Below are 18,528 nucleotides of genomic sequence, written 5' to 3' on the forward strand. Positions count from 1 at the left end.
CGCAATTTGGCAAATGCTCTAAAGCACAAAGACACAGTTATACTAAGCAAAACAAATTTGCCCAATATGAAAGCTTGAGCAAATTTGTTCCAAAACCCTTATTAAGCGTGCAAATCTTGCAGCTTATAAACATCAAACGGCAAAGTGACTTGATAGGCTTTACATACCGCTTGTGCCGCACTGATGGTAGTGACATAAAATATCTTGGCTTGCAAGGCACTTCGGCGAATCAAGAAAGAATCTTCTTGGGCTTGCTTACCTTCAGTGGTATTGACCACCAAATGGATTTCGCCATTTTTGATCATATCCACAATGTGCGGGCGCCCTTCATTGACTTTATTAATACGCTCACACTCAATGCCTGCCTCAGCAAGTACGCGCTGCGTACCGCCTGTAGCGACCAATTTAAAGCCGTAGTCAAGCAGCTGCTGAGCAACTGAAGGCAAGTTCTTCTTATCGCTGTCGCGCACCGATAAAAACGCCTTTTTAATCTCACCATTAACGGGCAGACCAGGCAGGCGCTCATTTGACCCAATCACCGCCTTATAGAACGCCTCACCAAATGTCTTGCCGACACCCATCACTTCGCCTGTAGATTTCATTTCTGGACTTAGGATCGGATCCACACCTGGGAATTTGGCAAATGGGAAAACAGCTTCTTTGACTGAATAATGACTTGGTACAATCTCTTTGGTAAAACCTTGCTCAGCAAGCGATTTACCCGCCATACAACGTGCTGCAATCTTAGCCAAAGAAGCGCCAATACACTTAGAAACGAAAGGTACCGTACGGCTAGCACGTGGATTGACCTCAAGGATATACACGGTGTTGTCTTTGATGGCGTACTGCACATTCATCAATCCAACCACGCCAAGCTCTTTTGCCATCGCAATCGTTTGCTCACGAATCTGGTCTTGAATGTCTGCACTCAATGAGTATGGCGGCAAGCTACACGCTGAGTCACCTGAGTGCACACCTGCTTGCTCAATGTGCTGCATGATGCCACCGATGACCACTTCTTTACCATCCGATACACAGTCAACATCTACTTCAATGGCATCATCCAAGAAACGATCAAGCAGCACTGGCGCTTCATTGGATGCTTGAACTGCCTCACGCAGATAGCGTTTTAGCTCATCTTCATTATATACAATTTCCATCGCGCGACCGCCCAATACGTATGATGGACGCACCACCAAAGGGTAGCCAACCGATTGCGCCTTGACGATGCCATCTTCGCTACTGGTAGCCAGTGCGTTAGGCGGCTGATTCAGATTCAGCTGATGAATCATATGCTGAAAACGTTCACGGTCTTCGGCGCGGTCGATGGCATCAGGACTGGTGCCGATGATTGGGGCGCCCGCTTCTTCTAGGGCACGTGCAAGTTTTAGCGGAGTTTGACCGCCGTACTGCACGATCACGCCTTTTGGTTTTTCGGTACGAATGATCTCAAGTACATCTTCAAGCGTAACAGGCTCAAAATACAAGCGATCAGAAGTGTCATAATCGGTTGAGACGGTCTCTGGATTACAGTTGACCATGATGGTCTCATAGCCATCTTCTCGCATTGCCAAGGCAGCATGAACGCAGCAATAGTCAAACTCAATGCCCTGTCCAATACGGTTTGGTCCACCACCAATGACCATGATCTTGTCTTTGTCACTTGGACGCGCTTCACACTCTTCATCATAGCTTGAGTACATATAGGCAGTCGAAGTCTCAAATTCAGCAGCACACGTGTCCACGCGCTTATAGACAGGATACACGCCCAAATCCCAACGCTGTTTGCGCAGCTGTTTTTGGCTGATGCCCATCAAATTAGCAATGCGCAAGTCGCTCATGCCTTTACGCTTAAATTGGCGCAGATTTTCAGCAGTCAAGCCGCCAAAGCCAAGCGCTTTGATTTGTGCTTCAACTGCTACGATATCTTGGATCTGCACCAAGAACCATTTATCAATTTTGGTGTATTTAAAGACATCGCCCAAGCTCATGCCATGACGAAACGCCTCGGCAATATAAAAAATGCGGTCTGGCGTGGGGATGCTTAAGCGGTTCTTAATTTCGCTTTCAATGGCTTCAGCTGATTTACCCTCAAGCTCTAAAATTTCATCAAAACCTGTTGCGCCCGTCTCAAGACCTCGCAATGCTTTTTGCATGGACTCTTGGAAGTTGCGACCAATCGCCATCACCTCGCCCACAGATTTCATTTGAGTGGTAAGCGTTTCTTCAGCTTGTGGGAATTTTTCAAAGTTAAAGCGAGGAATCTTGGTAACGACATAGTCAATCGACGGCTCAAAGCTGGCAGGCGTCTTACCACCTGTGATGTCATTATTAAGCTCATCAAGTGTATAACCGACAGCAAGCTTGGCGGCGATTTTGGCAATCGGGAAACCTGTTGCCTTAGATGCCAATGCCGATGAACGGCTCACGCGAGGGTTCATCTCGATGACGACCATGCGACCATTTTCAGGATTAATGCCAAACTGTACGTTTGAGCCGCCCGTTTCGACGCCAATCTCACGCAATACAGCGATCGATGCGTTACGCATGAGCTGATATTCTTTATCCGTCAAAGTCTGCGCAGGGGCAACTGTGATAGAATCACCCGTATGCACACCCATCGGATCAAAGTTTTCGATAGAACAGACAATGATGCAGTTGTCATTTTTATCACGCACCACTTCCATTTCGTACTCTTTCCAACCGATCAAGCTTTCATCAATAAGCAGCTGATGCGTTGGCGATAAATCAAATCCGCGCTCACAAATTTCCACAAACTCTTCGCGATTATAGGCAATACCACCGCCAGAGCCGCCCATGGTAAATGAAGGACGAATAATCACAGGGAAGCCAAAACGCGCTTGAATCTCAAGTGCCTGCTCCATGGTTTCTGCAATATCGGCACGCGGACATTCAAGTCCAATTTTTTTCATCGCTTTATCAAACAGCTCACGATCTTCTGCCTTTTCGATGGCATCTTTAGTAGCGCCAATCAGCTCACAGCCATATTTGGCAAGCACACCATACTTATCAAGATCAAGCGCGCAGTTAAGCGCTGTCTGACCGCCCATTGTTGGCAAAATGGCATCAGGGCGCTCTTTGGCAATAATCCCCTCAACGGTCTGCCAAGTAATCGGTTCGATATACGTGGCATCCGCCATCGCAGGATCGGTCATGATGGTGGCTGGGTTTGAGTTCACCAAAATCACTCGGTAGCCCTCTTCTTTTAGGGCTTTACATGCCTGCGCACCTGAGTAGTCAAATTCACAAGCCTGTCCGATGACGATTGGACCTGCCCCAATGATTAAGATGGACTTTATATCTGTACGTTTTGGCATGTTTACTCTCTTTTTATCTCAATGTGGTTTATTAAAATATTTTTATCAATTCAAAAACAGGATCTGACACCCTGTATTAAGCTTTAGACTTCTGCATCTCTGCCACAAATCTATCAAACAGCACCGCGCAATCATGCGGTCCTGGGCTTGCTTCAGGGTGACCTTGGAAACTAAACGCAGGATGATTGGTCAGCTCAATGCCTTGGTTTGAGCCATCAAACAATGAACGATGCGTTGGGCGAACATGCTCAGGTAAAGTCTCTTCATCCACACAAAAACCATGGTTTTGTGAGGTGATCATCACTGTGCCATCTGCCAGATTTTGGACAGGATGGTTGGCACCATGATGACCGAATTTCATCTTAATGGTCTTAGCACCGCTGGCTAATGCCAGTAGCTGATGACCAAGACAAATGCCAAAGACAGGAATCTGGGTCTGAGTGAGCACATGACGAATCGCCTCAATGGCATACGTACAAGGCTCAGGATCGCCAGGTCCGTTTGATAGGAAAATCCCATCAGGATTATGCTTCAAAACGTCTTGGATTGGCGTGGTGGCAGGCACAACCGTCACATGGCAGCCACGATCTACCAGCATACGCAAGATATTGGTTTTTACCCCAAAGTCATACGCCACGATATTAAACTGTTTTTCAATATCCACCCCAAGCTTGGCAAATCGCCCGCCTGTTTCGGTTGTCTTGGCGTTACGACCATCATTGGCAAGCTCCCAAGAGCCTTCAGTCCACTCATAGCCTTCTTGGTCACAGCAGACTTTGGCCAAATCTTGACCTTTCATGCTCGGCGCTGAGCGTGCCAACTCTACCGCTCGCGCTTCATCAATCTCACCTTGCTCATCAGCTGTCATGATACAGCCATTTTGAGCACCTGTGGTGCGCAGTAGTGTGGTGAGTCGGCGCGTATCAATGTCAGCGATTGCCACCACATTGTGCTCATTGAGATACTCAGACAGCGAGCCTGTCGCGCGAAAATTGCTGTGCAAAAGCGGCAAATCACGGATAATCAAGCCAGTTGCCCAAACTTTATGAATGCGGCCAGATTCAGAATCTTCTTCATTGCAGCCAGTATTACCGATATGCGGATAGGTCAAAGTAACCATCTGACCTGAATAACTGGGATCGGTCAAAATTTCTTGATAGCCCGTCATGGCAGTATTAAATACCACTTCGCCAACGGTACTGCCTGCTGCGCCAATACTTACACCACGAAAAATCGTGCCATCAGCGAGTGCCAAAACGGCTTTTTTTGTTGTTTGAGCTGTCATGAATTTCACCCGAATTTTTTATTAGAATTAAACTTTTATGTGATAAAATCTTATAGATTAAATTGGCGTTTACCAAATTTTAGATAAAATTTTTTAGCGGTTGTCCGCCAAAAAACTCATCGCTATTGCTTGATTTTGCCCACAAAAAAGCGAATGATTAAAACAAATAACTTACCCTTGCGTCAGTGCCAAGATAAAGTTATGTGGATTCATAATCACTCGCTCATCGTAGATTTTGCTTATTATATATAAAAAAATACAAAAAATCTATATTTTGAGCAAAAATTTTTACTCAAAATAACATCACATCTATGACGGTTTTAGGCTTCATCAAGCACAACTGCTGCCGAATTAATGCAATATCTTAGCCCAGTGTCGGTTACATGATTATCTGGAAAAACATGGCCCAAATGTCCGCCACAGTGATGACAAGTTACCTCAATACGGCGCATGCCATGCGATAAATCCAGCGTTTCATCAACGACATTATCGCCGATGACTTTGTCAAAACTTGGCCAACCGCAGCCTGAATGAAACTTAGCACTACTATCAAAAAGCGGCGTATGACAGCCCTTACAGCGATACACACCATCCGCTTCGGTGTCAGTATAAAGTCCTGTAAATGCACGCTCAGTACCTTTTTGTCTGAGCACATAGTATGACAAATCATCCAAACGATTTTGCCAATCTGCTTCACTCATCGTCTCTATCACTGCTTTATCAAGGGGTTTCATGACTCACTCCTTAAAATTTTTTGAAAAAATGCTTTACTGATCAATTTAGGATGATACATTGCAAGATTTACTTGCATAAAAAAAATCATCTTAATTCACCAAGAAATTTTGTAAAGTATAACTTGCAATTCATCATTTTATCACATAAAATGATCTTCACACTTAAGGATATATTATCATGAATGACCCACAAAATACCATCACAGAACAAGGCTTACGGCTAAAATCGCGGCGTAAGGCTTTGGGGTTATCCGCCGAAGCTCTAGCCACCAAGATGAGTGAGCTTGGCGCGCCTGTCAGTCGCGGTGCGATCGCGAATTGGGAATGTGGCAAAAATGGCATCGTCATGAGCAAATTACCCATATTAGCGGCAGCTTTGGGCGTCAGTGAAAGCTATCTTGTAAGCGGTGACTCAGCCCCACAAGCACCTGAGCAACAACCCATTCATGAAATTCACCCAAAATCAACTCTCATCAAACCACAGCCTGATCAGATCTTTGTTACTTTGCCATCGGAATACACCACCATGTCATACCCAAAACCTTTAAAAAAATCCAACAAGCTTGCCAATGTCTGTTACGATATTCGCGGTGAGCTACTACAAACCGCCAATCGCATGGAAGCTGAAGGTCAGCGGATTATTAAGCTCAATATCGGTAACCCTGCCCCTTTTGGGCTACTAGCTCCCGAAGAGATTATTCGTGATGTGGCGCTGAATTTACCTGAGGCGTCTGGTTATTCTGACTCTCAAGGCATTTTTGCCGCCAGAAAAGCGGTGCTTCAATATTATCAAGGCAAAGGGCTTTTGTCTGCCATCGATGTCAATGATGTTTATATCGGTAATGGCGTCAGTGAATTGATCGTCATGACCATGCAAGCACTGCTTGACGACAATGATGAAATTTTGATCCCTATGCCTGATTATCCTTTATGGACAGCGGCGGCAAATTTAGCAGGTGGCAAAGCGGTGCATTATCGCTGTCTTGAAGAAGATCATTGGCAACCAGACCTAAAAGACATTGAAAGTAAAATTACTCCACGCACTAAGGGAATTGTGGTCATCAACCCCAACAATCCCACAGGCGCGGTCTATTCTGATGACATCCTAAAAAGCATCGCTGCACTTGCCAAAAAATATGATTTGGTGATTATGGCAGATGAAATCTATGACCGCATCTTGTATGATGGTGTCACGCACACACCCATGTGCACCATAACTAATGATAGTTTAGTCCTGACTTATAATGGGCTATCCAAATCACATCGCATCGCAGGCTATCGTGCTGGCTGGCTCATGGTTTCGGGCAAAAAAGATCATGCCGCCGATTTTATTGAGGGGCTGACGATGCTGGCAAGCATGCGCCTTTGTGCCAATGTCCCTGCCCAATACGCCATCCAAACAGCGATGGGCGGCTATCAATCCATGCAAGCATTGACTGCGCCGACAGGACGCTTATATAAGCAGCGCAATTTGGCGGTTGAGCGTCTTAATGCCATCAAAGGCATCAGCTGTACCATGCCCCAAGGCGCCTTTTATTGCTTTGCTAAGATTGACCGTGAGATCTACCCCATTGATAATGACATGAAATTTATGATGGATCTTTTGATCGAAGAAAAGGTATTGATCATCCAAGGCACAGGCTTTAATTGGGATCAACCTGATCATTTCCGAGTCGTATTCTTGCCAAATCTCATTGATTTAGAAGATGCCATGGACAGATTGGATCGCTTCTTCGCCAAAAAACGCAAAGAATTTGGCACCGACTAACCAATCAGCAGTCAGCACAAAAACGCCGCTGCTTTTGCATGGGGCGTTTTTATTATTGATGGGTGTAATATATCCCCAAAATCACTACCTATATTCCATTTTTGAATTTAAATTTTTGGCATCAAACACTTAACATGATGCAAAATAAATCAGCTAAGCCAAATAGGATTTTATAATGTACCAATACAGCTATGCCGACCAAAAACTTGTCGATGAACGAGTGGCACAATTTCGCAGCCAAACCGAACGCTTCTTGGCAGGTGAGCTGCCCGAAGAGCAGTTTTTGCCTTTGCGCTTGCAAAATGGTCTTTATATTCAGCGCCACGCGCCGATGCTGCGTATTGCGATTCCTTATGGCTTGATGGGCAGTCATCAGCTGCGCACATTGGCTGAGATTGCGCGTGATTATGATAAAGGCTATGGGCATTTTACCACGCGCACCAATTTACAACTTAATTGGGTGAAACTTGAAGAAGTGCCTGATATTTTAGCCAAATTGGCTGCCAATCAAATGCACGCCATCCAAACTTCAGGCAACTGTATTCGTAACACCACCACCGATCCTTATTCTGGCATTCATGCTGATGAGATTGCCGATCCACGCCCTTATTGCGAGATCATCCGTCAGTGGAGTACTTTCCATCCTGAATTTGCCTTTTTACCACGCAAATTTAAAATTGCCGTCATCGGTACAAAAACCGACCGCGCAGCCACACAGGTTCATGACATCGGTCTGCACTTGGTAGAGCGCGATGGCGAAATTGGCTTTGAAGTGATTGTCGGCGGCGGCTTAGGTCGCACACCGATCATCGGTAAGCTGATCAATGAATTTTTACCGCGCAGGCATTTACTTAGCTATCTTGATGCCATTTTGCGTGTTTATAACTTGGAAGGTCGCCGCGATAATAAATATAAAGCTCGTATCAAGATTTTGGTGGAAAGCTTGGGTAAAGAAGTCTTCGCCCAAAAAGTCAATGATGAATGGCAGTCTTTAAAAGATGGCGACTTGACATTGACCGATGCGCACTTTACCAAAGCCGAAAGCTATTTTACCACGCCAGCTTATGAGCAAATTGATGGCTTGGCAGCGCAAGTAAAACTTGATGAGTTCTTAGCCGACAAGGCTTTTCGTGATTGGTATGAGCACAATACCGTCGCCCACAAAATCAATGGCTATAAAGCCGTTGTCATCTCATTAAAGGCTGGCGTTGTTGATGGCGCGTATGTGCCTGCAGGCGACATCACCGATACACAAATGTTTGCGCTGGCGGATTTGGCAGATGAATACAGCTTGGGTGAGATTCGCGCCACACACCAACAAAACTTGGTACTCGGCGATGTCAAAGTCACCGACCTATACGCGCTTTGGCAAAAATTAACTGCGCTTAACCTTGCACGCGCCAATATCGGCACTTTGACCGATATGATCGTCTGCCCTGGTTTTGATTATTGTGCGCTTGCCAATGCCACCACGCACAATATTGCAGAATCCATCGAAAAACAGTTCAATGACTTAGATTATCTGTATGACTTAGGCGATATCCGCCTAAATATGTCAGGCTGTATGAATGCTTGCGCGCACCACCATGTGGGTGATATCGGCATTCTAGGCGTTGATAAAAAAGGCGAACACTGGTATCAAATCAGCCTAGGTGGCAATTCAGGCGAGAATGCTAAATTGGGTCAAATCCTAGGACGCGCTGTAGCCGCTGACGAAGTTGCCCAAACCATCGCCACCATTGTTGATGTCTATAAAAATGAGCGCATCGAAAGTGACGAGCATATCGAAAGCTTTGCTCAAGCTGTTGAAAGACTTGGCATTGCGCCCTTCAAAGCAGCCGTATATAGCTAATTAGCTAATCAAATTTATAAAATATTATAACAGATAGATTATTTATATTAAGGATAAATAATGAGTACAATCAAAGTTGATCGACATGCCAATTCAGAGCCCGCTGAGCTTGATCTAAGCCAAGCGCTGACGGCTGACGCCACACCTGATGATATCGAAGCTTCCATCGCTGATCAAGAGCGCCTTGTCTTTGTGGTTGCTAACTTCATGGACGGTCGCGTCTTTAGCTTGATTCGCCATGCCAGACACCAAGGCTTTCAAGGTGAGATCATTGTAGGTGGTGACTTTGCTCTTGATCAAGCCAATTACTTTGTCAAATCTGGTGCAACGGCTTTTTTGGTGAACGAAGCAAATGTTGAGACGCTGACAAAAACCTTGCAGGATCTGGCGACAGGTTACGATGGCGAATCGGTGAATCGTTTGCCATTGTTTAGCTAATATTAAAACATTAAAGTGAGCGTTATGAAGACTTTGCCATTATTTTTTAACCTAAACAATAAAACCGTGCTGATTATCGGTGGGGGTGATATCGCCCACCGAAAAGCACTCTTAATGGCAAAAGCTGAAGCGCGACTTGTGGTCATTGCTAAGCATTTTGATGACGAGTTTTTAAATTTTTTACAGTCCAATCACCATCAAGCTCATCAAAAATCCTTTGAGCCAACCGATCTTAACGAGCATAAGCCTGCGTTAGTCATCGGTGCAACTGACGATCATGAGACCAATCTAAGCATTCATCATGCCGCAAAAGCGCACGGCGTGCCAGTGAATATCGTCGATACGCCTGATCTGTGCGATTATATTTTCCCTGCCATTGTTGATCGAAGCCCGATTATGATCGGCGTATCCAGCAATGGTAAAGCGCCTGTGCTTGCTCGCTTAATTAGAGCCAAAATTGAATCGTCATTACCCAGTCGCTTAGGAGAGCTTGCACACAAGGCGGGTGAGTTTCGCCAAACTGTCAAAAACACTCTCCCTACCCTCACCGAGCGGCGATATTTTTGGGAGTCAATTTTTAACCGTGCCTTAAAAGATGAAAAAATTGACTCACTCAGTGATGAGCTTAATCAATTTAAAAATACCAATAATCGCTCAGGTGAAGTCTATATCGTCGGCGCAGGCGCAGGCGATCCAGATTTACTGACTTTTAAGGCGCTAAGACTCATGCAACAGGCAGACATCGTACTGTATGATGCATTGGTGTCGAATGAGATTTTGGAGCTGTGCCGCCGTGATAGCCAAAAAATCTTTGTGGGCAAAAAAAGAAAAGATCATGCCAAAACCCAAGATGAAATCAATCAATTATTGGTTGAGTATGCCAAAAAAGGTCATCGCGTGTTGCGCCTAAAAGGTGGCGATCCGTTTGTCTTTGGGCGCGGCGGCGAAGAGATGCTTGCTTGCCAAGCTGCTAATATTCCCTATCAAATTGTCAGCGGGATTACAGCTGCATTGGCGGCGGGTAGTTATGCGGGCATACCGCTGACACATCGCGGTGTCGCAACTTCTGTACGATTTTTGACCGGCTGTTATCAGACCAATGAAGCCTTTGATGGTCTAAAAAGCGCTTACCAAACTGATGAAACGTTGGTTTTTTATATGGGTTTACACGCGCTTAATAAAATTGTCGATTCTTTGATTGGCTCTGGTCTACCAAGCGATTTGCCCATCGCCATCATCTCAAATGCCAGCTTGCCCACCCAGCAAGTACTGACAGGCACACTGACAGATATTGTTGATAAAAAAGATAAATCCGGTATCAGTGCGCCTGCCATCATCATTGTTGGTCGTGTGGTGGATTTGTATCAGCCACAATAACCCAAATTGATATCCATTTTAAATGGAGAATGTTAGGCTTGGTTGATTGATATTGATAAATTCATCAATATCAGTAATAATAAAAATCCAGATGGATAAGTTTAGCACAATTAATGAATAACCCATAAAAGGATTTAGAATTTGGCGACTTTGCACACTTATTTTCGCAGCTCGGCTGCTTATCGGGTACGCATTTTTTTGGCACTCAAAGGTCTGGAATATCAAAAGGCGTTTGTTAATCTAAGACAGGGGCAGCAGACTGCAGAAGACTATCAACAAATCAATGCTCAAGGACTAATCCCTACTTGGGAGGATGATTCTGGGAGCTATAGCCAGTCTCTTGCCATCATGCTGCTCATTGAGGATAAATATCCTACACCTGCCCTATTGCCCAGCGATCCTGCCAAAAAAGCTCAGGTTTTAAGCGTGGTGCAGCACATCGCTTGTGATATTCATCCGCTGAATAATTTAAGAGTACTCAATTATCTAAAAAACACACTTCACTTGGATGCTGCTGCCGTTGATGATTGGTACGCACATTGGATACAGCTTGGCTTTGATGCTTTAGAGACAACATTAAGCCAAACAGCAAGCCGATACTGCTTTGGCGATACGCCGACCTTCGCTGATTGTTTTTTAATTCCTCAAATGTACAACGCCATTCGCTTTCATGTGGATCTGAGCGCCTATCCAACACTTCGGCGGATTTATGAATATGCCAACACTCAGCCTGCCTTTATTGCTGCGATGCCCGAAAACCAAGAAGACGCTGTTTAATTATTAATTTAATAAAAAAGCCAGTAAGATGCTGGCTTTTTTAATTAATCATTGGCGTGTCTTTTGTTATATTGAATCGAATTAAATACTGACAACACAATGAATGCAACGCCAATCAAGCCTGTGACAATCTCAGGCACATGGAAGCGTGTCGATAGCAGCATAATAATGGCGAGTGCGCCAATGGCATAATGTGCGCCGTGCTCCAAATAAATAAAGTCATTCAAAGTCCCTTTATCTACCAAATAAATCGTCATAGAGCGTACAAACATCGCACCGATCGCCAAACCAATCATAATTACAATCACATCATTAGTAATCGCAAAAGCACCGATCACACCATCAAAACTAAAAGATGCATCCAACACTTCAAGATATAGAAAGCCTGCAATGCCGCCCTTTAAAATCGTGGGCGACACGCCAGCGGTATTGACGATCTCATTACCTTTTGAGTCATACACCACTTCTTCTGCGTCGCTGTCGCCTTCTAGGAGCGCTGATAGCACACTGACGCCCAAATAGACCAAAATCCCCCAAATGCCTGCGACCATGACGACGCCTTGTTTTGCTTCTTCTACCCAGCTCATAGAGATCATCAAGACAACAAGCGCAACAAACACACTCATGGCATCGACTTTGCTAAACTTGACCAAGCGAGACTCTAGCCACTTAAACCAATGCACATCCTTATCACCGAAGATGAATTTTAGGAACACCAGTAATAAAAACATCCCCCCAAATGCCGAGATCTCCGCATGATGCGCATTGAGATGCTCAGCATATTGGACTGGATTATTCAGCGCCAGATGAATCACCTCGCCCATACCCAAATTGGCGGTCACTGCGACGATGACAATTGGAAACACCAAACGCATTCCAAAAACAGCGATCAAAATACCGACGGTCAAAAAAATCTTTTTCCAAAAATCATTCCAACCCTTTAAAATAGAAGCGTTCACCACCGCATTATCAAATGATAACGAAATCTCCATGATTGCCAAAATCGCTGTAATCCCCAGCACCAAAAACATTCCAGAGATGCCGCCACGGCTATATCCCCACCATGCCGCGATCACAAAACAGACAAAAGTAAAAATGATATCAAATAAAAAATGTCGCATAACTGCCTTATGTCATATTAAAAATTACTGTCAAAAAAATCGCCCAGAGAACACGACCACCGAGCGACAGGATTTGCCATTGACTTAAGAATGATTATACCGCTAAAATCTATACCAATCAATCAACGAATACATGAGAACCCTGACGATCACCGCCAATGAGATGATGGCGACATTTCAAAATAAATCATAACACTATGTCAGCTTCTTTAAAAAATAAAAAATTTGCACAAAATACTTGTCAAATCATAAAAATCCGCTATAATAGCACGCACAAAAGCAGTGATGCTTCACCAGATTTGGGGACGTGGCGGAATTGGTAGACGCACTGGATTTAGGTTCCAGCGCCGCGAGGTGTGAGAGTTCGAGTCTCTCCGTCCCCACCATTTTTAAAAAAAACCTTGCCGATTGGCAGGTTTTTTTATTGGATTGATGCAAACAATGAAATAAAAAACAACGAATCATTCAGCTGTTTTTTGGTCTAAAAATTCTTTTAAGCGTTTTTGCTGCGCATCATATGCTATCTTATCGCGCTGATAAATCTCATAAACACAGCAGTCTCCGCACTCGCTGCCGCAGCATTCCCAATCTTCAGGATAGTCAGGCTTGGGTAATAGCACTTCATTAAAGTCACTTTGAGTCATCATCAACCTGTTTATATGTTAAAATTTAATTAAAGTTAAAAAGCGCTTAAGTTGCCCAAAGCGCCTTTTGACTTTTAAGAAGTCTGTCATCAAGATCATATCAAGATGTTGATATCATTGACAAAGATTATTCATCAACATAGCTTAGCCAGTGCTTATACTTATCATTGCGCCCTTGAACGACATCAAAATATAAAGTTTGCAGCTGCTCGGTCATCGGACCACGACCCCCATTGCCAATCACACGGTCATCATATTCGCGGATTGGCGTCACTTCAGCCGCTGTACCAGTCATAAAGATCTCATCCGCCAAATAAAATTCATCACGAGTAATGCGGCGCTCAATGACCTTGATGCCCAAATCGTGAGCGAACTCAATGATGGTACGGCGAGTGATGCCGTCAAGCGCACCACCTGCCAAATCTGGGGTGTGTAGCTCTCCATTTTTAACCAAAAATAGGTTCTCGCCCGACCCTTGACAGACAAAGCCTTGAGGGTCCATCAAAATGGCTTCATCATAGCCGTTACGGGTCACTTCTTGGTTGGCTAGGATTGACACAGGATAGTTGCTGGCAGCTTTTGCCTTACACATGGTGACATTGGGATGGTGGTGGGTATAGCTAGATGTCTTGACGCGGATGCCATTTTTGATGCCATCTTCACCCAAATATGCTCCCCAATGCCATGCAGCAACCGCCGCATGAATGGTATTATCTTTGGCGGCGATACCCAGCTTTTCAGAACCCACCCAAATCAGAGGGCGAATGTATGCCGATGCCAAATTATTCAGGCGCACAACATCTTTTTGAGCTTGGATAAGCTCATCAAAACCATAAGTACAATCTAATTGAAAGATTTTGGCGGAGTTTAGCAGGCGCTCTGTGTGCTCTTGTAAGCGGAAAATGGCTGTACGCCCATCTGGCGTCTGATACGCACGCACCCCTTCAAACACCGCCAAGCCATAATGCAAGCTGTGGGTCAGCACATGCACCTTGGCATCTGGCTGCTCTACCAATGCGCCATCTAGCCACATTTTGCCTTCTTGGGTTGCCATGCTCATAAATTACTCCATATCGGTTGTTAAAAATTATTACAATTTAATATTTCAAGCGATTATAGCAGATGCCATAAAAATAATAAAATGATTTTCTTAGCCAAATTGATTGCTTTTTATTATGTCAAAACACACTTTTGATCATAAATTTGCGGAATTTTAATATGTTCAGCCGAGCACATCCTCCCAGACCTCTCGCACAAATTGGCGCAGCTCATGCCACTCTTGATCACCGACGACATTTTTTTGTTCGGATAAGGCAAGTTCGTGGGTTTTTTTGCGCAAATCCAAATAAGCCTGGGTCAGCTTTTGGCAGCGATCGGCAGTCCAAATGCCTGTTTTTTCTACTTCCTCAAAAATGCGTACATTATCTGGCCAAATTGCCAAATTTGAATGCTCGTGCGCATAGGCAAGGACCATAAATTGAGCCAAAAATTCAATGTCTATCAAGCCACCAAAATCTTGTTTGAGATTAAATTGCTCGGCTTCTCCATGCTCACGCCTCGTCGTCTTTGTGCCCAAATGATTTTGCATTTTTTGGCGCATTTCAATGACATCTTGGCGTACTTGTGCCGCTTGCCTTGGTGTGGTCAGGACTTGCTTACGAATGCGGTCAAACTCTTTTAGCACTGATACATCACCTGTCAGACCCCGCGCCCGAACCAAAGCTTGATGCTCCCAAGCCCAAGCCTTGTCCGTTTGATACAGCTCAAAAGCATGGGTAGAAATTACCGGCACGCCAGCATTACCCGAGGGGCGCAAGCGTGTATCAATCTCATAGGCGCGCCCATCACGGGTTTGAGTTGCCAGATAATTCATCAGTTTTTGGATCAAGCGAGAAGCAAATTTCATGCCACTGATCGGCTTATCGCCATCAGTTTCGCTTTTTTCGTCGATGCGGTGCAAAAACACCAAATCCAGATCCGACGCATAACCCATCTCAAGACCACCCAATTTGCCATAACCAGTGATCGCAAAGCCGCAATCGGCAATGTGCGCACGCTCACCGTTATTTAATAAAGGAAACCCGTGCTTGACGGACAGCTCATGGAACGCTCGATACAGCGCTGATTCAAGCACCACTTCGGCGATATAGGTCAAACTGTCGGACACTTTCATGGTATGGCGCAAACCCAGCACATCTGCGGTCGCCACTGCCAGAACTTGAGTTTTTTTGAATAGTCGTATGGTGGTCAAATAGCCTTCGTCATCAAAGGGCTCCACTCTAAGCAGGCTTTGTCTGAGAATATCGGTAAGCTCAGTTTTATCAGGCAAATGTAGATAACGCTTTTGAAGGAATGTATCAAGCAGCACTGGATAATGCGCAAGCTCTCGGGCGATCCATGGGCTTGCCGATAAAGTCGGGATCAGGCGCACCGTTGCATCTGGATTTTCGCTCAGCATCACCAGATAAATTGACCTGCGGCAAATGGCTTCTAGGAGCGCAATCAATCTGGGCAAGGCGATTTTTGCTGACTCTGCGCCATCTTTTTCGGCGTGCGTCAATAAAGCATGCAAGATGATGGGATAGGCTTGATTGAGCCTATCTTTGGCGACATCATCAAGCCCCATCACCAGCCGAGAGTTCATAAATTCATCAAGCGCTGCCGCTGAATCATCGCCCAATATCTCATCCAATGACGACTGAATCTGAATAATATCCAAGCTTTCTTGCTTCGGAGACTGCCTGTCTGTCACCATGCGCCCAAAGGGTCTGCTGACATTATGGCGATGCGCATCCAGCACTGAGCGAAATGCCTTAACCGACTCATAGCCCAAGGTCTGTGCGATGGCAAGCATCTCATCGGGATTGCTTGGCAGGCATTGGGTTTGTTGGTCGTGGCGCGCTTGGATGGCATGCTCTAATCGGCGCAAGAATCGATACGCCGCCGCCAGTTGTTTACTTTCATCTTTATCAATATAATCAAGCTCGGTTAATACCGCCAAACAATCCAGGCACGCAGGATTCTCAGCGATGCGAACATGATGCCCACCATAGATCAAGGCAAATGCTTGAACAATAAATTCAATGTCACGGATACCGCCCACCCCAAGCTTGACATTATCCAAATCCTGCCTTTGGGTTTGCTGATTGATGATCATGGCTTTCATTTCGCGCAGCGCGCTAAACGCACTATAATCAATATAATAACGGTGTACAAAGTTTCTTGATAATTGGCTAAGCTGTTGCGCAAATTCATCACTGATGTCATTCACCACGCGCGCCTTTAGCCAAGCAAAACGCTCCCAAGTGCGCCCATGCTGACTAAAATACTTATCCAATGCCGCCATGTGCATCACCAGTGGTGAGCCATCACCCCAAGGACGCAGGCGCATATCCACCCGAAAGACAAAGCCATGTTCGGTATTTTCATCCAAAAGCTTAATCACGCCGCGTCCAAGATCGCGCATGAATTTATGATTATCAATGATTTTTTTGCCGTCTGTTTCGCCATTATCAATATGCACAAAAATCAAATCAATATCACTGGACAAGTTCAGCTCTTGGGCGCCCAATTTACCCATGGCGATGATAGCAAGCTCATCTTTGAGCGTTTTGTTTTTTTGGCGAATGATAGGCTCGCCATAGCGTTTGGTCAGCTTGTGATACACAAAATCCTTAGAAAACCCAATACAACTATCAGCAAAATCTGACAGCTCACGCGTCAAATCTTCCAAAGAAATCACCGACAGCGCATCTTGCCAAATCCACTTTAGCATCAGCATTTGGCGCAGCTTACGAAGCCCTGACATGACCATTTCTTCATTGGTAAAATCAAGGTAATTGGTCGTGCCAAGCCCAACAAAACGGCGGACCAATGCGTCAAAATCTAACCTTGACAAACTTCGCCCAAACCCATATTCTCCCAAAAATACTTGGGCGTCTTCGGTGTGTTTTTGATAAATTTGAGATGCAAATGGGCTTGCCAATGATAAGTAGTCAAGCTGAGTTTGATTGGGCACAAAATACAAAGAAGCCATGCAGTCGCCTTAAAATCCATGTATCAATAAAAAATGACTTGGGCTTATTTTACACCAATTTTTGGGCTATAATAAACGATTATCATGATTTGTTGATCCAAAAGCTGCTTTCATTTATGACTTTACTACTTGTCACTTCATCGCCGCACAGCCATGCAGGCAAGCTTGCGGTTGAATACGCCGCCAAGCAATTACACTTAGGCAATCCAATCTCGGTGTTTTTTTATGGTGATGGGGCTTATACCGCCAATCGACTGATGTGGCAGACCGCTGATGTACCAAGTGTTGCTAAGCAGTGGCAAGTATTGGCAAACGATCATGGCATCGCCCTGCCCGTTTGTGTCAGCACCGCTTTGGCTCGGGGTGTGTGCGATGCCCAAAATGCCGCTCGACATGGACTGACAGGGGATAATTTGCTGTCGCCGTTTTATTTGGTTGGGCTGTCTGAGCTTGCCATGATGATTGATGATGCCTCATCAGTGATGCAGTTTTAAGGATAATGGATGAAATTTTTAATTCATATCGATACCGACAGCGAATTAATCGGCTATGAAGCGATTGCTTTGGCGCTGACTTTGGCGACTTTTGATCATGATGTTCAGCTTGAACTCGGTGAGAAAGTGTTAGTTTTACTAACCAATCCTGAAAGCCGATTATATGGTATGATCCAGTCTTTGGCGCTTTATGATCTTCCCAAAGCATATCATGATTTTCAAGAGATAGATGCCTTGGATGATGCCATACAAGCATCATTACACTCAGGCAGCGCACGATCAGATGAGTACGATACAACACTATATTTTAATTAGATCATTGATATAACTATGGACCATTTACCCAGCCTAGATGATGACGGTCACCTAAAAGATCATACCGATTGGACGCCTGAGGTCGCACAAAGGCTTGCTGATACGCTTGGAGTGACGCTTGAAAGTGAGCATTATCAGATCATTAGTCAGGTGCGTGTTTTTTTTGAAACTTATCACCACAGTCCATCAACGCGCCCATTGATCAAGCATTTGATGCTAAGCTTACCCAGTCTTGATATCAGCAATCAAAAGCTACAACAGCTGTTTAAGACAGGCTTGGTAGCTCGGCATGTCAACCGCATTGCAGGCTTGCCTAAGCCACCGAATTGTTTATAATTCATTACATAAG

At 44.8% G+C, this 18,528-nt stretch carries 15 protein-coding genes and 1 tRNA gene; 9 read left to right on the plus strand and 7 right to left on the minus strand.

Translation table 11 applies throughout. The features are described 5' to 3' along the window. Positions 1–101: 101 nt before the first annotated feature. From carB to msrB, 3 genes are all read right to left on the minus strand, one after another. The gene (gene carB / locus U0021_RS01070; protein ID WP_114800804.1) at positions 102–3,338 is read right to left on the minus strand and encodes a carbamoyl-phosphate synthase large subunit; all 3,237 of its coding nucleotides are present in this window, start codon (positions 3,336–3,338) and stop codon (positions 102–104) included. Positions 3,339–3,414: 76 nt separating this feature from the next. Next, positions 3,415–4,623 carry a glutamine-hydrolyzing carbamoyl-phosphate synthase small subunit gene (gene carA / locus U0021_RS01075; RefSeq protein ID WP_114800803.1) on the minus strand — a complete coding sequence of 403 codons (1,209 nt, stop codon included), beginning with the start codon at positions 4,621–4,623 and terminating at the stop codon, positions 3,415–3,417. Between the two features lie 320 nt (positions 4,624–4,943). Continuing rightward, entirely contained in the window at positions 4,944–5,357 is a 414-nt protein-coding gene (gene msrB, locus U0021_RS01080) for a peptide-methionine (R)-S-oxide reductase MsrB (protein WP_114800802.1), read from the minus strand. 178 nt (positions 5,358–5,535) lie between these two features. Between msrB and U0021_RS01085 the strand changes: the two genes are divergently transcribed. The 5 genes from U0021_RS01085 (at position 5,536) to maiA (ending at position 11,569) form a co-directional block, all read left to right on the plus strand. Further along, positions 5,536–7,125: an aminotransferase class I/II-fold pyridoxal phosphate-dependent enzyme gene (locus U0021_RS01085; protein ID WP_114800801.1), complete on the plus strand. Its 1,590-nt coding sequence runs from the start codon at positions 5,536–5,538 to the stop codon at positions 7,123–7,125. 175 nt (positions 7,126–7,300) lie between these two features. Then, entirely contained in the window at positions 7,301–8,977 is a 1,677-nt protein-coding gene (locus tag U0021_RS01090) for a nitrite/sulfite reductase (protein WP_114800800.1), read from the plus strand. A gap of 60 nt (positions 8,978–9,037) precedes the next feature. Continuing rightward, entirely contained in the window at positions 9,038–9,415 is a 378-nt protein-coding gene (locus U0021_RS01095) for a DUF934 domain-containing protein (protein WP_114800799.1), read from the plus strand. Positions 9,416–9,439: 24 nt separating this feature from the next. Further along, positions 9,440–10,792, plus strand: coding sequence for a siroheme synthase CysG (gene cysG / locus U0021_RS01100; protein ID WP_078256757.1), 1,353 nt, complete (start codon positions 9,440–9,442; stop codon positions 10,790–10,792). A 141-nt stretch (positions 10,793–10,933) separates the two neighbouring features. Further along, positions 10,934–11,569 (plus strand): maleylacetoacetate isomerase, encoded by a 636-nt coding sequence (maiA, locus tag U0021_RS01105; protein WP_114800798.1) that lies wholly within the window; start codon positions 10,934–10,936, stop codon positions 11,567–11,569. Positions 11,570–11,613: 44 nt separating this feature from the next. Here maiA and U0021_RS01110 read toward each other — a convergent pair whose 3' ends face one another. Continuing rightward, a complete protein-coding gene (locus U0021_RS01110) occupies positions 11,614–12,690 on the minus strand; it encodes a DUF475 domain-containing protein (RefSeq protein ID WP_078255741.1) in 1,077 nt (358 codons plus the stop codon). Between the two features lie 301 nt (positions 12,691–12,991). Between U0021_RS01110 and U0021_RS01115 the strand changes: the two genes are divergently transcribed. After that, positions 12,992–13,076, plus strand: a tRNA-Leu gene (locus U0021_RS01115). Between the two features lie 75 nt (positions 13,077–13,151). Here U0021_RS01115 and U0021_RS01120 read toward each other — a convergent pair. The 3 genes from U0021_RS01120 to glnE all read right to left on the minus strand — a co-directional run bounded on the left by U0021_RS01120 (position 13,152) and on the right by glnE (position 17,370). Further along, entirely contained in the window at positions 13,152–13,334 is a 183-nt protein-coding gene (locus U0021_RS01120; protein ID WP_233424915.1) for an oxidoreductase-like domain-containing protein, read from the minus strand. A gap of 127 nt (positions 13,335–13,461) precedes the next feature. Then, the gene (locus U0021_RS01125; RefSeq protein ID WP_114800797.1) at positions 13,462–14,394 is read right to left on the minus strand and encodes a branched-chain amino acid transaminase; all 933 of its coding nucleotides are present in this window, start codon (positions 14,392–14,394) and stop codon (positions 13,462–13,464) included. 162 nt (positions 14,395–14,556) lie between these two features. Further along, positions 14,557–17,370, minus strand: a complete 2,814-nt coding sequence (glnE, locus tag U0021_RS01130; RefSeq protein WP_114800796.1) for a bifunctional [glutamate--ammonia ligase]-adenylyl-L-tyrosine phosphorylase/[glutamate--ammonia-ligase] adenylyltransferase — start codon at positions 17,368–17,370, stop codon at positions 14,557–14,559. A gap of 116 nt (positions 17,371–17,486) precedes the next feature. On the opposite strand from glnE, the gene tusD reads away from it, so the two are divergent. Genes tusD through U0021_RS01145 form a run of 3 tightly spaced genes read left to right on the plus strand, consistent with a single transcriptional unit; the run spans position 17,487 to position 18,515 of the window. After that, positions 17,487–17,864, plus strand: coding sequence for a sulfurtransferase complex subunit TusD (gene tusD / locus U0021_RS01135; RefSeq protein WP_078255771.1), 378 nt, complete (start codon positions 17,487–17,489; stop codon positions 17,862–17,864). A 9-nt stretch (positions 17,865–17,873) separates the two neighbouring features. Then, positions 17,874–18,179, plus strand: coding sequence for a hypothetical protein (locus U0021_RS01140; RefSeq protein WP_114800795.1), 306 nt, complete (start codon positions 17,874–17,876; stop codon positions 18,177–18,179). 15 nt (positions 18,180–18,194) lie between these two features. After that, entirely contained in the window at positions 18,195–18,515 is a 321-nt protein-coding gene (locus U0021_RS01145; RefSeq protein WP_114800794.1) for a TusE/DsrC/DsvC family sulfur relay protein, read from the plus strand. Positions 18,516–18,528: the final 13 nt, after the last annotated feature.

This window comes from Moraxella canis, assembly GCF_034424565.1.
In the GTDB taxonomy this organism is placed as follows: domain Bacteria; phylum Pseudomonadota; class Gammaproteobacteria; order Pseudomonadales; family Moraxellaceae; genus Moraxella; species Moraxella canis.

Coding starts and splice junctions, on each gene's coding strand:
- U0021_RS01125 (WP_114800797.1), bottom strand. CDS start 14,394: ATGAGCATGGCAACCCAAGAAGGCAAAATGTGGCTAGATGGCGCATTG.
- U0021_RS01090 (WP_114800800.1), top strand. CDS start 7,301: ATGTACCAATACAGCTATGCCGACCAAAAACTTGTCGATGAACGAGTG.
- U0021_RS01140 (WP_114800795.1), top strand. CDS start 17,874: ATGAAATTTTTAATTCATATCGATACCGACAGCGAATTAATCGGCTAT.
- msrB (WP_114800802.1), bottom strand. CDS start 5,357: ATGAAACCCCTTGATAAAGCAGTGATAGAGACGATGAGTGAAGCAGAT.
- carB (WP_114800804.1), bottom strand. CDS start 3,338: ATGCCAAAACGTACAGATATAAAGTCCATCTTAATCATTGGGGCAGGT.
- carA (WP_114800803.1), bottom strand. CDS start 4,623: ATGACAGCTCAAACAACAAAAAAAGCCGTTTTGGCACTCGCTGATGGC.
- U0021_RS01110 (WP_078255741.1), bottom strand. CDS start 12,690: ATGCGACATTTTTTATTTGATATCATTTTTACTTTTGTCTGTTTTGTG.
- U0021_RS01145 (WP_114800794.1), top strand. CDS start 18,195: ATGGACCATTTACCCAGCCTAGATGATGACGGTCACCTAAAAGATCAT.
- glnE (WP_114800796.1), bottom strand. CDS start 17,370: ATGGCTTCTTTGTATTTTGTGCCCAATCAAACTCAGCTTGACTACTTA.
- U0021_RS01095 (WP_114800799.1), top strand. CDS start 9,038: ATGAGTACAATCAAAGTTGATCGACATGCCAATTCAGAGCCCGCTGAG.
- tusD (WP_078255771.1), top strand. CDS start 17,487: ATGACTTTACTACTTGTCACTTCATCGCCGCACAGCCATGCAGGCAAG.
- U0021_RS01120 (WP_233424915.1), bottom strand. CDS start 13,334: ATGACTCAAAGTGACTTTAATGAAGTGCTATTACCCAAGCCTGACTAT.
- cysG (WP_078256757.1), top strand. CDS start 9,440: ATGAAGACTTTGCCATTATTTTTTAACCTAAACAATAAAACCGTGCTG.
- U0021_RS01085 (WP_114800801.1), top strand. CDS start 5,536: ATGAATGACCCACAAAATACCATCACAGAACAAGGCTTACGGCTAAAA.